Source organism: Pseudomonas sp. NPDC086251 (assembly GCF_044746405.1).
Lineage (GTDB): Bacteria > Pseudomonadota > Gammaproteobacteria > Pseudomonadales > Pseudomonadaceae > Aquipseudomonas.
Genome location: NZ_JBIVBY010000006.1, coordinates 110,405 through 123,623 on the forward strand (window position 1 = coordinate 110,405; position 13,219 = coordinate 123,623).

The 13,219-nt window shown below is 57.7% G+C and carries 16 protein-coding genes and 1 pseudogene; 8 read left to right on the forward strand and 9 right to left on the reverse strand.

Annotated elements, in window-relative coordinates; translation table 11 throughout:
• The first annotated feature begins 84 nt into the window (after positions 1-84).
• Entirely contained in the window at positions 85-261 is a 177-nt protein-coding gene (locus ACIPL2_RS09750; protein WP_401355458.1) for a DUF2986 domain-containing protein, read from the forward strand.
• Between the two features lie 81 nt (positions 262-342).
• Here the strand turns inward: ACIPL2_RS09750 and ACIPL2_RS09755 are convergent, their stop codons facing one another.
• On the reverse strand, positions 343-1,143 hold the full coding sequence (locus tag ACIPL2_RS09755) for a hypothetical protein (protein ID WP_401355461.1): 801 nt from the start codon (positions 1,141-1,143) through the stop codon (positions 343-345).
• A gap of 444 nt (positions 1,144-1,587) precedes the next feature.
• On the opposite strand from ACIPL2_RS09755, the gene ACIPL2_RS09760 reads away from it, so the two are divergent.
• Positions 1,588-3,447, forward strand: coding sequence for an ABC transporter ATP-binding protein (locus tag ACIPL2_RS09760; protein ID WP_401355464.1), 1,860 nt, complete (start codon positions 1,588-1,590; stop codon positions 3,445-3,447).
• Between the two features lie 17 nt (positions 3,448-3,464).
• On the opposite strand, the gene ACIPL2_RS09765 is transcribed toward ACIPL2_RS09760, so the two are convergent.
• Entirely contained in the window at positions 3,465-3,650 is a 186-nt protein-coding gene (locus tag ACIPL2_RS09765; protein WP_401355467.1) for a hypothetical protein, read from the reverse strand.
• A gap of 213 nt (positions 3,651-3,863) precedes the next feature.
• Between ACIPL2_RS09765 and ACIPL2_RS09770 the strand changes: the two are divergent.
• Positions 3,864-3,983 (forward strand): annotated as a pseudogene (locus tag ACIPL2_RS09770) (GNAT family N-acetyltransferase); the annotation flags it as partial.
• Positions 3,984-4,034: 51 nt separating this feature from the next.
• On the opposite strand, the gene ACIPL2_RS09775 reads toward ACIPL2_RS09770, so the two are convergent.
• Entirely contained in the window at positions 4,035-4,262 is a 228-nt protein-coding gene (locus tag ACIPL2_RS09775) for a hypothetical protein (RefSeq protein WP_401355752.1), read from the reverse strand.
• Positions 4,263-4,605: 343 nt separating this feature from the next.
• Here ACIPL2_RS09775 and ACIPL2_RS09780 point away from each other — a divergent pair, with 343 nt between their 5' ends.
• Positions 4,606-6,018, forward strand: coding sequence for a hypothetical protein (locus tag ACIPL2_RS09780; RefSeq protein ID WP_401355470.1), 1,413 nt, complete (start codon positions 4,606-4,608; stop codon positions 6,016-6,018).
• A gap of 163 nt (positions 6,019-6,181) precedes the next feature.
• Here the strand turns inward: ACIPL2_RS09780 and ACIPL2_RS09785 are convergent, their stop codons facing one another.
• Positions 6,182-6,571 (reverse strand): winged helix-turn-helix transcriptional regulator, encoded by a 390-nt coding sequence (locus ACIPL2_RS09785; protein WP_401355471.1) that lies wholly within the window; start codon positions 6,569-6,571, stop codon positions 6,182-6,184.
• Between the two features lie 83 nt (positions 6,572-6,654).
• Here ACIPL2_RS09785 and ACIPL2_RS09790 point away from each other — a divergent pair, with 83 nt between their 5' ends.
• Positions 6,655-7,800 (forward strand): alkene reductase, encoded by a 1,146-nt coding sequence (locus ACIPL2_RS09790; protein ID WP_401355474.1) that lies wholly within the window; start codon positions 6,655-6,657, stop codon positions 7,798-7,800.
• Positions 7,801-8,352: 552 nt separating this feature from the next.
• Here the strand turns inward: ACIPL2_RS09790 and ACIPL2_RS09795 are convergent.
• The gene (locus ACIPL2_RS09795; RefSeq protein ID WP_401355477.1) at positions 8,353-9,009 is read right to left on the reverse strand and encodes a TetR/AcrR family transcriptional regulator; all 657 of its coding nucleotides are present in this window, start codon (positions 9,007-9,009) and stop codon (positions 8,353-8,355) included.
• Between the two features lie 196 nt (positions 9,010-9,205).
• On the opposite strand from ACIPL2_RS09795, the gene ACIPL2_RS09800 reads away from it, so the two are divergent.
• On the forward strand, positions 9,206-9,631 hold the full coding sequence (locus ACIPL2_RS09800) for a hypothetical protein (RefSeq protein ID WP_401355480.1): 426 nt from the start codon (positions 9,206-9,208) through the stop codon (positions 9,629-9,631).
• An 82-nt stretch (positions 9,632-9,713) separates the two neighbouring features.
• On the opposite strand, the gene ACIPL2_RS09805 is transcribed toward ACIPL2_RS09800, so the two are convergent.
• Positions 9,714-10,079: a hypothetical protein gene (locus ACIPL2_RS09805; protein ID WP_401355483.1), complete on the reverse strand. Its 366-nt coding sequence runs from the start codon at positions 10,077-10,079 to the stop codon at positions 9,714-9,716.
• 194 nt (positions 10,080-10,273) lie between these two features.
• Here ACIPL2_RS09805 and ACIPL2_RS09810 point away from each other — a divergent pair, with 194 nt between their 5' ends.
• Positions 10,274-10,945, forward strand: coding sequence for a class I SAM-dependent methyltransferase (locus tag ACIPL2_RS09810; protein ID WP_401355486.1), 672 nt, complete (start codon positions 10,274-10,276; stop codon positions 10,943-10,945).
• A 105-nt stretch (positions 10,946-11,050) separates the two neighbouring features.
• A complete protein-coding gene (locus ACIPL2_RS09815) occupies positions 11,051-11,350 on the forward strand; it encodes a hypothetical protein (protein WP_401355488.1) in 300 nt (99 codons plus the stop codon).
• A gap of 7 nt (positions 11,351-11,357) precedes the next feature.
• On the opposite strand, the gene ACIPL2_RS09820 is transcribed toward ACIPL2_RS09815, so the two are convergent.
• From ACIPL2_RS09820 to ACIPL2_RS09830, 3 genes are read right to left on the reverse strand one after another with little or no spacing between them, the layout of a single operon-like run.
• Positions 11,358-11,750, reverse strand: a complete 393-nt coding sequence (locus ACIPL2_RS09820) for a GFA family protein (protein WP_401355490.1) — start codon at positions 11,748-11,750, stop codon at positions 11,358-11,360.
• A gap of 30 nt (positions 11,751-11,780) precedes the next feature.
• The gene (locus ACIPL2_RS09825) at positions 11,781-12,260 is read right to left on the reverse strand and encodes a VOC family protein (protein ID WP_401355493.1); all 480 of its coding nucleotides are present in this window, start codon (positions 12,258-12,260) and stop codon (positions 11,781-11,783) included.
• Between the two features lie 39 nt (positions 12,261-12,299).
• Complete coding sequence (locus tag ACIPL2_RS09830) at positions 12,300-12,920, reverse strand: dihydrofolate reductase family protein (RefSeq protein ID WP_401355495.1); 621 nt, start codon at positions 12,918-12,920, stop codon at positions 12,300-12,302.
• Between the last annotated feature and the right edge of the window lie 299 nt (positions 12,921-13,219).

Sequence of the window (13,219 nt, forward strand, 5' to 3'; positions counted from 1 at the left end):
GGCCCAAAACGAACCTTGCCACGGGGATCTGGCTGCAGATTCAAGCTGATATCATTCAAGCATTTACAAGCTGAGTAGAACGATATGAATCGCCGTAAAAAAATACAGCAGTTATTAAAAGCTCACGCCAAAAAGGCGAGTGCCAAATTGGCCCCGGCAAACAAGTCTAAATACATCAGCAAGGCTGACCGATTGAAGCTGGAGGCTGAAACCAATACCGCTGCGCCGGAAACGGATGTTCCGGCGGTCAACGAGGTTTGAACGCTGCTATGACACCCAATGGGCTCAGTCCTGTCCCGGCTTGCGCTGGCTGACAATCAGTCGACCAGCGCTTGGCGATCCTCACACCAGGGTTGGGGCCTTTTCACCAAGGTCTACTCGTTCAGCATCAAGCAACACGTCCAGCGTCGTGAGGAACAGGTCATGGCTCAGAATGCCGGTGCAGACGGTGGACAGGATCGGGCTACCCGCCTCGTCCTTAATGGTGACCTTCTCACTCCACGTATTCATATCGACTGAACGCAGGCTCGACACCGGGACTTTGCGCCCCTCAACGTCCAGAAACTCGCGAGTCAGGATGATTGTCTGGGTGGTGATATTCAAGAAATCCCCCGACAGCCGTTTGCGCCAGACCTGCCCGGTAGGCACAAATCTGAAACTCACCGCACCGCCAGATTCCAGCCGTTCCACCACGATCGGCAGGCGAGCGCGCACGTGCAGCTCGCGCACTATTTGCTGAAAATCCTGAAAACCCTTGAGGGACTCGATGACGCGATGAAAGGGCTCACGCTCATTCCGTCGATAAGCCAGATTGGTAATCAGGCCAGTGAAGCCGGTTTGCCCTGAGCCGAACAGATACAGGTCTTCGATTTCAGCGAATGCCGTGTAATTCTGACCCGCTGCGTTGATCGCGACGATGCCGTGCTCGTACACCTCATAATGGGTTCCGCGCAGCTTCTTCTGCCAGAAATGAATGCCGAACAGAACGGCGGAAATAATCGCCAGTAAGCCCGCCGCCGCATAGATCAGCAACTTTGGATCGGCCTCATGGTTGTTCGCGCCGCCTGACGGCAGGAGTGTTGCCAGGTACACCATAAAACCTGCCAGGCCCAACATGAGGATGGCGAACAACAGCGTGAACAACAGGAAACCTTTGCCATGGCGGAAGGTTTTGATCAGTTCTCCCGTCACCGATGGAGCGGGCTTGGATGATGGCTGCATAGTGGGTTACTTCCTTGATAATTGATTAAATACACGGCAGCAAATCGCTGCCTGCGATTGCACTGTGACGGTCCCTATTAACATTCACATGCAGCGGGTCTGATTCAGGCCATTGATGAAAGCCGCTACCCACCTACTTCTTGAATCCATGTAACTTCTCCTTCTTCCATGACGGTCTATCGGAAAGCCCGGCGATCAATGAAGAACCCGGCGCCAAAAAAATAAAAAGCGCTGAGATTCGAACCGGCAAATGATGGACTCGCAAACCACGCGGGAGTTCAAGCACTGCATTTCCTTGGGCATCGATGGGCCCTGCTCGACTGCTGGCTGTGTAAAATCTGCTTCTTGATCGCTTCGGAGACCACCATGCTTCGCGTATTTGAACAAAGACTCGACCCCTTCCCGCCCGACGAGGTACCACCGCCACCCGACGGCCTGGCTCGGTTCCTTTGGGCGTGCACACGGGGCGCGCGCGGCTATATTCTGGCGTTTGCGCTGCTGAGTGCCGGTGTGTCGATCTACGAAGCCTGGCTGTTTTCTTTCCTCGGTCAGGTGGTGGACCTGCTCTCGACCTGGAAGGCCGGTGGTGATGCGGCAGCGCAGGAAAGTCGCGTGTTGTGGGGCATGGGCTTCGTCATGCTGACCAGCATCGGGCTGGTGGCGTTGCGGACCATGGTGCAGCACCAGATATTGGCGATCAATCTGCCGTTGCGGCTGCGTTGGGACTTCCACCGCCTGATGCTGCGGCAAAGCCTTTCGTTCTTTTCCGATGAGTTCTCCGGCCGGGTCACCACCAAGGTGATGCAGACAGCGTTGGCCGTGCGCGACGTGCTGTTTACCCTGATCGAGATCGCACCCGGCATCGGGGTGTATTTCATCGCGCTGATTGCACTGGCCGGCGGCTTTGCTCTGAAACTGATGCTGCCTTTCATTGCCTGGATCGTGTTGTTCGGGCTGGCCATGCTCTACTTCGTGCCCCGTTTGGGCAAAGTCGGGCAGGAACAGGCCCATGCGCGCTCCTCGATGACCGGACGTATCTCGGACGCCTACACCAACATCACGACAGTGAAACTGTTCTCCCATTCCAATCGTGAAGCGCACTTCGCGCGCGCAGCCATGGAAGATTTCAAGCAGACCGGCTTTCGCCAGATGCGCCTGGTCAGCCAATTCGAGATCGTCAACCAAGCGTTGGTGGTGGCGTTGATCATGGCAGCAGGCGGTTATGCACTGTGGCTGTGGCACCTGGGCGAAGTCGGCACGGGTGCCGTGGCGGCGATTACCGCCATGGCGTTGCGCATCAACGGCATGTCGCACTGGATCATGTGGCAAATGACCTCGCTGTTCGAGAGCATCGGCACCGTGCAGGATGGCATGGCCACCCTTACCCGAGGCCCCAAGGTCCAGGATGCGCCGGACGCGGGCGTGCTGGTGACCTCCGGCGGCGCGGTCACCTTCGACAAGGTGAGCTTCAACTACAGTGGCGAACGCCAAGTGCTCGATGGCCTGAGCCTGAACATTCGCCCGGGCGAAAAAATCGGCCTGGTGGGCCGCTCCGGTGCGGGCAAATCCACGCTCATCAACTTGCTGCTGCGCTTCTATGATGTCGACAGCGGGCAGATTCGCATTGACGGGCAAGACATTGCGCACGTGACACAAGACAGCCTGCGCAGCGCCATCGGCATGGTCACCCAGGATACGTCCCTGCTGCACCGTTCCATTCGCGACAACATCGCCTACGGCCGACCCGATGCCAGCGACGCACAAATCCGCAGTGCCGCGGCCAGTGCCCAGGCCGATGAGTTCATCAGCCAATTGAGCGACCGGCAAGGCCACACCGGCTACGACACTTTGGTGGGCGAGCGCGGCATCAAGTTGTCGGGCGGCCAGCGCCAGCGCGTCGCGATTGCCCGGGTGATGCTCAAGAACGCCCCGATCCTGCTACTGGACGAGGCGACCAGCGCACTGGATTCGGAAGTCGAAGTGGCCATTCAGGAAAGCCTCGATGAAATGATGCAAGGCAAAACCGTCATCGCCATCGCCCATCGGCTGTCCACGATTGCGGCGATGGATCGACTGATTGTCATGGATGATGGACGCATCGTCGAACAGGGCACGCACACCGAATTGCTCGCCAGGAACGGGATCTATGCGCGGCTTTGGCACCATCAGAGTGGCGGGTTCCTGGGTGAGGACCAGGGGCTGACCGAGGCGATGGATCAGGTCTGAGTGTGAAGACCGACTTATCATGAATCCCTGGCCCGCTTGCGCACTGCTTTAGCCAGCCACCAATAGAAAACGATGGCCAAGGGAATGGGTAGAGCCAGCAGCAGCAATGCGCGAGTGACGTCCGATGGGCTGCCGGTAATGTGGTGGGCCAGTGGAATCCAGATCAGCAGACACGCCCACAGGTTGCAAATACAGAAGGCCATGACCCGGTAAAAAATCCGCCAGGGCCTGGAGGGGTGGTCGATGTTCCTGGTAGAGGGCGGGATAACGCCAGGACGGGGTAGCACGATACAAATGCCTACGCATCCGGCTATGGACTGCAAGGTAAAGACGAAAAATGTCAGCGTCATGAGGGCCTGTCAGATCGGTGAAAGCGCGATGACGGCATTATGCACAGTCAAGGAGAGTAGCTCAGCATGGATGAAGCCATTAGCTACCGAACTGCAACGGTAGAAGACGCATTGAGTATGTGTGCGTTGGGACAATTGCTTAATGCCGTCCACCACGCTGTCCGTCCCGATATTTACGCAGCTGCCCATTTGCCCGCGACCTTCCTCAAGGGTCCTCTCGCTGTCGATTCAACCGGGTTAATCGACGACCTTTATCCGCGTCAGCCCTACTCGCTCAGCCTGCTCTAAAATTTCCTCCGGCGTCGCGTCCGCAGTGGGCATGATCAGGCTGTTTTCGGCATCCCCATAATGCAGCTGTAGCAGGTGCATCGCCGCCTCATGGACAGGCAGCCGAGGCTGCTCGAGTTCGAACATGTGCGCGCGAGGTTCGCCGTTGAACAGGTATTCCAGGGTGTAGTTCGCCACGTTGGGTTCCTCGTATTAAGAAGTGCAAACGACCTTTGCGAAGCCATTCGCCCTGATCGAACACTGGGTTGAGCGAGAAAAACTGACACCGGGAAGGATAGAGGCTCGCGCGCCTGCCCGCTGCTGTCACTCCCTTCGCTAAAGGTTTTACGGGTTAAGCCGATTCAAATGGGCTTGATACTCAGAAACCGACGAAGGACCGTCCATGAACGCCCCTCTTGAACTCGACAATTCAGTTTCCTCGATAGTTCTTAGCCGCCGAGTACAACGGATCACTGTCTCGGCCACATCGCAATAACTTCAACACTTCGATAACCCAATAAAGTACGCGCCCGCGATCGTGATGAATTCCGTGCGCGCCAAGGAGCAGTTTGCTGTGAGTTTACTATTTCGCCTCGCGGGCGCCGTTTTCGCTGTGACCCTGACGGGTTGTGCCCTGCAAAGCAACGGGATGGCCGATTACTATAAGCAGGTGGCTGCCGAACGCCAGGTACAAAATCAGGCGATGGCGTCCCGTATACAAACCCAGCCGTTGCCGTTGGATACCACTATCAAACTTGGCCAAACTGCCCTGGTGACGGTGAATGTCCCGGCAGAAGGCTCCGAGCCCGCCACCCAGGCTCGTCTTTTCGCAGGCTGCGATTCGGCGCAATTAGCCATGGAGTATCGACGCGCAAAGGACTGGAGCAGTGCCTATGTCCTGCCGGCAGACCCAGCGCGAAACATGAACCAACAGTTGTGCCAAGCGGTCCGGGACAGCAGTTGGAGGCAGCTTCCCGGCGACAGCGAAGACGTTTTGTTACTAGACCCGGGCACCCTGGCCACGACGAACGCTCGACGTGCTATATGGGCGGGCATCGACTACGGCCGCATCCGCCTGGATGAAAACGAAGGGAAGCCTTACGACCGACAGCTGGAACGTGTCGAGATCGACTGCACTACCCACCAGGCCAGCACCCGCTTGGTTTATCGTTTAAATGGCCAGACTCTGCTCCCGCCGTCCGTTCAGTCGCTTGACAGTGCATTGGACAAAGAACAACGCGCCCGGCTGATGGGTGCCGTGTGCGCCGAACCCGCTAACCTGGCGCAACTCGCCACGCCCGTATCCCGGAAAAAATCACCACCGAACATGCTGACGCCAGAGGTTCCGGCACCACTGCTGGCAGAGGTCAGCGCGCTGCCTCAGGGGCAACCGACCCACACGCTCAGCCATTTGCAATTCACTTACAACGCCTCCTCCCCAATGGTGCCTCTCGCCTTGATCAACGACAGCCCGCTGGACCTGTATCTGCAACCAGGCCCGGCCCGCGGCCTATGGCGTCAGCAGGCGACGGGCGCCTTGGGCAGCAGCCAGCGTGTGAGCATCCGCTGGCGCGGGTTGATCGAACTTGCCGCCACGAGCAGCACTCAGCGCTCGGACAAAACCAGCCAGCCAAGCACGCTCACACACATCAAATTGGAGGGCGATTGGCAAACCCTCAAGCCTGGGAGCGACATCGCCTACAGCAAAAGCTATACGACAACGACTGGCAAACCGTTCGAGCAAGATTTTGAATGCTCGGCGGGTGAATCCTTTCCTGCCGCACAAAAAGTCGCCTCGCTGCGAGGGATGGCGCGCAATGTAACTTGCGCCGCAGACAACGGGCTGAAGACAAAAAACGTCTACCTCTACCTGGAGGCCTATGACCTGTTCGTGGAAACCGCCGATACCTCCATGCTCCTGGTCCAGGTCAACACGCTTAAAGCGGCGGAATAGCGCGTAATTCCCCAGCGGGCCCGCGGCCATCCTGACGGTTGAACACCGTCCTGATAGGGAAGCGGGTCAGCGGTAGGTCTTCGAACGATTCTTGCTCGCCCATTCGTGTCTCCGCTGGCTTTTTATAGTTGTGGGATCCGGCGTGGGCGCCGCTCATTTTTGCTTATTCTCCAGCGTCCCCAGCCGATAGTTTTACGACAGCCTCGCAAGGAAGAAGCCGATGAACCTCGCCCATTTCCGTCGCGTGAGTTACCCCCCAGTCGTACAGACTGTTAAGTAACGGTTCGAGACTCAGGCCCAGAGGGGTTAGAGCATAATCAATTCTTTGCGGCTCTTGCGCAAAGAACAACCGATACACCAGACCGTGATTTTCAAGTGCTCTAAGTTGACCAATCAGAACTTTTTGCGAAATACCCTGGATATTATTTTCGAGAAAGCATATACGCTGCGGCCCTTCTAACAGCACGTAGATAATGACCGCCTTCCATCGCCCTGAGACAACGCTCAATGCTCTTTCGATCGGTAAACCGGGCAGATGTTTTGTGACGTGCATACTTACACACCTATTTGTCTGTGGAACGGAGTTTTAATCAACGGCTACCCTGCCTGGACTTCTTTCAGTAACGGGATAATCACATGGTTAACTTACTCTCTCCTCATACACTTGGCGGCAAAATCAGTCTGAAAAATCGTGTCGTGATGGCACCGATGACCCGCGCGAGGACATCCGAAGGTGATGTTCCGACGGCACTGATGGCCCAGTACTATGGCCAGCGTGCCAGTGCCGGGTTGATCATAACTGAAGCGGTCGACGTTTCCCCATACAGCAAGGGCTACGCTCGGACGCCTGGCCTGTATTCGCAGGCCCAGATTCAAGGTTGGCGCAGGGTCACCGATGAAGTGCACCGCGATGCCGGCCGGATCTTCGCCCAGCTGTGGCACGTAGGCCGGATGGCGCATACATCGCTGATGCCCAATGGCGAAGCGCCTTGGGGCGTAACTGATGAGGCGGCGAGCGAATCCGATGTTTTTGCTTACGATGCTGAAGGTAAGGCCACATTTGTCCGGGCAAGCCAGCCACGACAAATGACCCTCGAAGACGTGTCGCATGTGGTGAATGAGTTCGCTCAAGCCGCTAAAAACGCGGATGCCGCCGGATTCGATGGCGTGGAAATTCATGGGGCCAATGGATACCTTGTCGATCAATTCACTAACTCGGCCCTCAATACACGTACGGATAGCTACGGTGGGCAGACACTGGAATCGAGAACACGTTTTCTGCTTGAGGTGGTGGACGCCGCTGCAGCTGTATTGGGACCGGATCGGGTAGGCGTTCGATTGTCGCCATTCGGGCGATTTAACAGCATGCCCGAAGATCCCAAAGTAGAAGAAACCTTGCTTTATCTTTGCGCACAGTTGGACAGGAGAAATATTGCCTATGTGCATTTGGTCTATCAGTTAATGCCGTCAGGCAATATGAATTCCAGCGATTTTAATCAGCATCATTTAAGTGATGCTCTGGTTCAGAACATTCGTTCTCTCTATAAGGGTACGATTATCTGGTGTGGTGGTTTTGATAAAGTCTCCGGGAAAGCCGCTTTGGATACCTGGAATGTCGACCTGATTGCATTTGGACGGCCTTTTGTTGGCAATCCGGATCTGGTGGAACGTTTCCAGAACAACTGGCCCGTTATAGAGGCTGATCCGTCGAGTTATTACACTAGAAATGGTGCAGTTGGATATACCGACTTTCCTGGCTATGAATCACTGCAAGTGAGTTGATATCGGTTTTTCCAACCCTGTAGGAGCGAGCTTGCTCGCGAAAATCGTCAACGATGACGCGTTTCAGCAGGATGAGCGCGGTGCCTATGGATTCATCGCGAGCAAGCTCGCTCCTACAGGGCGATAGTTTTTCAGATGTTGCGTTCGCTGTTGATCTTGCCGTTGCTTTGCTGTGGCTTCAGATCTGCCGCCCCTTTCCCAGAGGCCGAACGCAGGCGTTGCGTAGGGGGTACCGCGGCAAGGATGCCGCGGTAGCCGCCCACGGCCAGGGATGGCCGATGGCGGCGGGTCCCCGGAGCAATGCCGGAGTGAGGGCATGCCGAGCCTAAGCGAGGCACCGAATGGAGGGGCAAAAGCCCTTGGTTACTTGGGGCTTTTCCAAGTCACTCGCTGTAAAAGCGAAACCACAATCAGCCGTTACCGCAGCAACGGATATGTACTCAGCCCACAAAGAATAGGCCGGTTATCAGGCCGTCTTCGCGAGCAAGTCGATTCGTCGCACCGCCGCTCCCACATTTGGGCAGTGAACATCTTATGCTCTAGCACCCGTACTCAGCCTTCATTGCGCTTGCGTCGCGCTTGTTCATCCTCCACCAATGCCTGACGAACGAGCGCCCGCGCTGCCCAGGCGGCGGTGTTGAGTGATTCTTCGATACTCGCACCCCCGATATCGCGCACAGCAATCAACGCCTCCGTGCCCATGACAATCGACAGCGCCTGCTTCAAGCGTTTGCGCGCTCGCGGTGAAAGCACGTCCTTCAGCGAGTCGACAATCGGCTCAATGTAGCTCAAGCGACGACCCGGGCGCAGGGGCTCATGGGCGTCACTGTCGAGCCACACCGTCATGAACGAACGTTCCATCACGTGCAGGCCGATCTCGTCGTCGATCAGAAGCTTGTTCAACGCGTTCGCCGCCAGACCAATACCCTTTACCGGATCATCTCCCGGCCGCCAGATGCGCTCCAGCGGTGTCATCTCGCGATCGGCCGCCGTCTCGCTGATCAACGCCTCGGTCGAGGGAAAATAGCGATACGCCGTGGCACGCGAGACCATCGCGCGCTCGGCCACTTGCGCGACCGTAGGGTTATGACCCTCGTCGCGCAATGCGACGGCGGCATCGATAAGCGCCTGGCGCGTTCGCAACTTCTGGTTGACGCGACCTTGCGAATCGCCGTCGCGGATGGACGGGCTTGACTTCTGAATCGACATGGAATAAATGATACCCCGTCTTCTTATGAGACATGAGTCTCATAATAGACACCAGGCCACCCACCCACAAGAGGTCGCCCATTATGAGCATCCCAAAGCAACGGCAGGTCGATCGGGACCGTCGCTTGCATTTCATAACGCTTCACATCGACTTTTAAGCAACTGAGCGCGCCTCAGGGCGCATGAGGTGAATGCCATGAATCTCAATCACCGTTCGCGGACCTGGTTTCGGCTTGCAGCTGTCTACTTTGCCATCGGCGTGGTGCTGGGTGTGGCGATGGGCGCTTCCGGCGACCACTCGCTCTTCGCGGTACATGCCCATATCAATTTGTTGGGATGGGTGTCGATGGCACTGTTCGGCCTCATCGGCACAGTGCACCCGTCAATCACCGAAGGGCGCGTTGCGGCGGCACAATTCTGGACGTTCAATGTTGGCGTCCCGGTGATGCTCGGCGCACTGACGTTGCGCCTCAAGGGCTTCCCGTCAGTCGAGCCATTGATCGCCGTCGCCTCCATCCTGATTGGCTGCAGCGTGCTGCTTTTTGCCTGGCAAGTGTTCTCGCGCATCGGTGTCACGGCCGAGTTTACGAGCCGCGCTACCGGCGAATCGCGCCTGTCATAACGCAGTAAACCAGCAGCAGCGCTGGGGCAGCGTATCGGTGCGGGGTGATCTGCCCCGCATCGGCTCAATGCCCCTCTATAAATCAGACTGAAAAAAGCCTGAGTGCGATCAACGAAGAAAACAAAACGAACAATATAACCACCGGAACTATCAAAAGTTTTTTGTAGTGGCTCGGAAGATTTTGTACTTCTTTGGCGTCAATAACACCTCTTCGGGCGCTGAGTGTGGGCATCATCAACACCATGGCAATAACGCCGCCGCGCATAATCTTGCCCAGTAGGCCGCCCGCTGAAAATGCGTCCCTAGTGGTTTTCACAAAAGCGCAGTTGGGTAAACGTTCTTCAATAGGTTCAACGTACTTGTGTGCGATGAAGGCCACAACGAAACACGTCAGTATCATCGGCGCTAGTATTAATCCGGCAATCAAGCCTATGGGGACACTTGTCATTTTGTCACCTCTCCATAAAGAAACCTGCCCAATTGCTCACCGCCCCATTTTCCGGCTTCCCTCCTGCCCATCCTTCCGCGGCGTCTCCAACCAGACCACAGACCAGCGCGTGCGGCAACCGTTCAAGCACATGGCGCAGCCACCTGTAAAACTTGTCCTATCCTTCCCTACAACCACCCAGCCCGGATATCGACATGCCTGCCCCTGAATCCGCCCTCCTCCAAAGCTGGCACCACAACGCCCCCTCCTGGATCGAAGCGGTCCGCAGCGGCGCGATCGAAAGCCGGCAACAGGTCACCGACCAGGCGATCCTGCTGGCGGTGCTGGGTCGCCAGCCCGAGCGGGTGCTCGACCTGGGCTGCGGCGAGGGCTGGTTGTTGCGTACACTGACTGAGCGGGCCATCGAAGCGGTCGGTGTGGATGGTGATGCGACGCTGGTCGAGGCGGCGCGGTTGGCGGGCTCTGCGCGGGTGCATTTGGCGAGCTATGACGCGCTGGTGGAGGCGAAGGTGGACATCGGCAACAACTACGATCTGATCTGCGCCAATTTCGCCCTGCTGCATCAGGACATCATTCCTCTGCTCGCCGCCATGAATGCTCTGCTCGCCCCCGGTGGCGCGCTGGTGATCCAGACGCTGCACCCGTGGACTGTGGCGGCGGGCGACTATCAGGATGGCTGGCGCAACGAAACCTTCGCGGGGTTCAAGGGACAGTGGCACCCCATGCCCTGGTATTTCCGCACGTTGGCCAGTTGGACTAATGCGTTGGACATGGCCGGCTTCCGGCTCGCCAGCCTGCAAGAGCCGCAGCACCCGCAAAGTCCTGTGCCGCAGTCGTTGCTGTTAGTCGCCGAGCCGCGCGGGTAATTGCCCTCGATATGTTGTGCCCGAGAACACCGGCGGCGTAACAGCGTCTACGCTGAGTAGAGCACCACCACAATGCCTCCAGCCTCTTGATACAGGGGAAACGGGATGAACGGGCACACCGCGCGCCAATGCTCGTCATGGATCCTGCTTTCCTTGTTCGCCATCAACCTGGCGCTGACCGCGGGATGCACAGGCAAAACGGCCACCACTCGCTATGCGGCCTCAAACCTGGGCTCGAGTTGCTACGCAAAAGCGCTCCCCACTGTCGGCGAGGGCGGCCTGGCGTGGGGCTCCACCTTGAGCATGGCTCGTAAAAAATCCCTGGATAATTGCATACGCTATTCCGGCCGCTCCGGTGGCACGCCGGACACCTGCCAAGTGGTGTTGTCGGAGTGCCGGAATTAATAGCGACCTACTCCTCATAGCGTCCCGCTGTCTCACGATCGCGCTCGTAGCGTCTGGTGAGCGGAAACGGCGGTAACCAGGACTCACGACGGACGATCCAGCTTTCATAAGTTGGCTTCAGTTGATCAGGGGCATCCAGAGAACCGAGGTTCACTTCGATTTCGTCACCGCTGCGTGCGAAAACCGACGAGCCGCAGCGGGGACAGAAAAACCGTCCGGCATAGTCGCGCGTTTCGCCCTCGATCGTTACCGCCTCCTGGGGGAAGATCGCGGAGGCGTGAAAAAGAGCCCCGTGATGCTTGCGACAGTCGAGGCAGTGACACAGGCCCACCCGGTAGGGAAGTCCCGACGCCTCTATTCGCACGTTGCCGCACAGGCAACCACCGGTGAATCGTTCCATGCTGCGTCTCCTCTCACCCAGGCACGCGGGTTAACGCCCCACTGCCGCTTCGATGGCGGCGATGTCGATTTTTCCCATCTGCATCATGGCATCGAACGCGCGCTTGGCCGCCGCTCGATCGGGGTTGGCTATGGCGTCCGTCAAGACACGTGGCGTGATCTGCCACGACAAGCCCCACTTGTCCTGGCACCAGCCGCATACGTTCTCCCGGCCACCGTTTCCGACAATAGCGTTCCACAATCGGTCTGTTTCAGCCTGGTCGTCGGTCGCCACCTGAAATGAAAAGGCTTCGTTGTGCTGGACCCCCGAGCCTCCGTTCAGCCCCAGGCATGGGATGCCCATGACCGTGAACTCGACCGTCAAGACATCGCCCTCCTTGCCCGCCGGATAATCGCCAGGCGCGCGAAGGACAGCGCCCACTGCGCTGTCCGGAAACGTTTGGGCGTAGAAAGTTGCAGCGTCCAACGCGCTGCCGTCGTACCAGAGACAAATTGTATTTTTGCTGACCATTTTGCTTCTCCAAGGTTGGGACAGACTGGTTTTACCTGCTCAATGTTCTTCGAAGGTTCCTGTACGCACCTCGCCACTGCGTACGTAACGGGTGATCAGCACACCGCCTGGCGTGCAGTTCGAGTGCGCCAACGTGAAGGCCGACGCTTGTGCGTTGTCGTCGAACAAGCGCTTGCCGCGCCCGAGGAGGATGGGAAAGATCATGAGCCGAAGCTCGTCCACTAACTCGGTCGCCAGTAGCTGGCGCACCATATCGGCGCTGCCCTGGGTCAACAGGTCGGCACCGTCCTGGTGTTTGAGCGCGCGTATCGCCTCGGTAAGGTCTCCCTGCAACGCGTGGCTGTTGTGCCATTCCAGCGTAGCGGATCGATGCGTGGCCACATGCTTGGGCACGCTGTTGAACAGGTCGGCGATGCGGTTGTGCGAACTGGGCGGTATCTGCGGCCAATACGCGGCGAAGATGTCGTAGGTGCGACGTCCCAGCAGTAATTCGAACGGCTGAGAGAACAGCGCGTGTATCGCCTGGCTGGACGTTTCATCGGTGTAGGGCACGATCCAGCCGCCGAAGCGGAACCCGTCGCTGGTGTCTTCTTCCGGCCCGCCGGGCGCTTGAATAACGCCATCCAGGCTGATGAATGCGGCTACGGTGAGCTTGCGCATGTTGGTCTCCTGATTCGTCCTCGTGGAGGTGCTTGTACAAGGAACACCTGCGGACAGTGCGAACGCCAGATGCATTCCTCAACGGCTAGTCGAACGAGACTCCGCGAAATCGACACGCCATGGCGTATTTCTTGTCGAGCTGATGTGTCGTGCAAAGTTCCTTGTCGTCCTACGGATTCGAACAAAGCAGGCCAACGGCGCAGGAGTGCTTATAATCGCTGCGTTTCGTCTACCCTCATAAAGAGCCGGGCCAGTAATCAGCTGTGCCAGGCGCCTTGACTCTTGCGCTAACGAACCGG

Excerpts from the sequence above, each read along its gene's own strand:
- ACIPL2_RS09750 (WP_401355458.1), top strand. The coding sequence starts at position 85 with ATGAATCGCCGTAAAAAAATACAGCAGTTATTAAAAGCTCACGCCAAA.
- ACIPL2_RS09760 (WP_401355464.1), top strand. The coding sequence starts at position 1,588 with ATGCTTCGCGTATTTGAACAAAGACTCGACCCCTTCCCGCCCGACGAG.
- ACIPL2_RS09765 (WP_401355467.1), bottom strand. The coding sequence starts at position 3,650 with ATGGCCTTCTGTATTTGCAACCTGTGGGCGTGTCTGCTGATCTGGATT.
- ACIPL2_RS09780 (WP_401355470.1), top strand. The coding sequence starts at position 4,606 with ATGAATTCCGTGCGCGCCAAGGAGCAGTTTGCTGTGAGTTTACTATTT.
- ACIPL2_RS09785 (WP_401355471.1), bottom strand. The coding sequence starts at position 6,571 with ATGCACGTCACAAAACATCTGCCCGGTTTACCGATCGAAAGAGCATTG.
- ACIPL2_RS09790 (WP_401355474.1), top strand. The coding sequence starts at position 6,655 with ATGGTTAACTTACTCTCTCCTCATACACTTGGCGGCAAAATCAGTCTG.
- ACIPL2_RS09795 (WP_401355477.1), bottom strand. The coding sequence starts at position 9,009 with ATGTCGATTCAGAAGTCAAGCCCGTCCATCCGCGACGGCGATTCGCAA.
- ACIPL2_RS09800 (WP_401355480.1), top strand. The coding sequence starts at position 9,206 with ATGAATCTCAATCACCGTTCGCGGACCTGGTTTCGGCTTGCAGCTGTC.
- ACIPL2_RS09805 (WP_401355483.1), bottom strand. The coding sequence starts at position 10,079 with ATGACAAGTGTCCCCATAGGCTTGATTGCCGGATTAATACTAGCGCCG.
- ACIPL2_RS09810 (WP_401355486.1), top strand. The coding sequence starts at position 10,274 with ATGCCTGCCCCTGAATCCGCCCTCCTCCAAAGCTGGCACCACAACGCC.
- ACIPL2_RS09815 (WP_401355488.1), top strand. The coding sequence starts at position 11,051 with ATGAACGGGCACACCGCGCGCCAATGCTCGTCATGGATCCTGCTTTCC.
- ACIPL2_RS09820 (WP_401355490.1), bottom strand. The coding sequence starts at position 11,750 with ATGGAACGATTCACCGGTGGTTGCCTGTGCGGCAACGTGCGAATAGAG.
- ACIPL2_RS09825 (WP_401355493.1), bottom strand. The coding sequence starts at position 12,260 with ATGGTCAGCAAAAATACAATTTGTCTCTGGTACGACGGCAGCGCGTTG.
- ACIPL2_RS09830 (WP_401355495.1), bottom strand. The coding sequence starts at position 12,920 with ATGCGCAAGCTCACCGTAGCCGCATTCATCAGCCTGGATGGCGTTATT.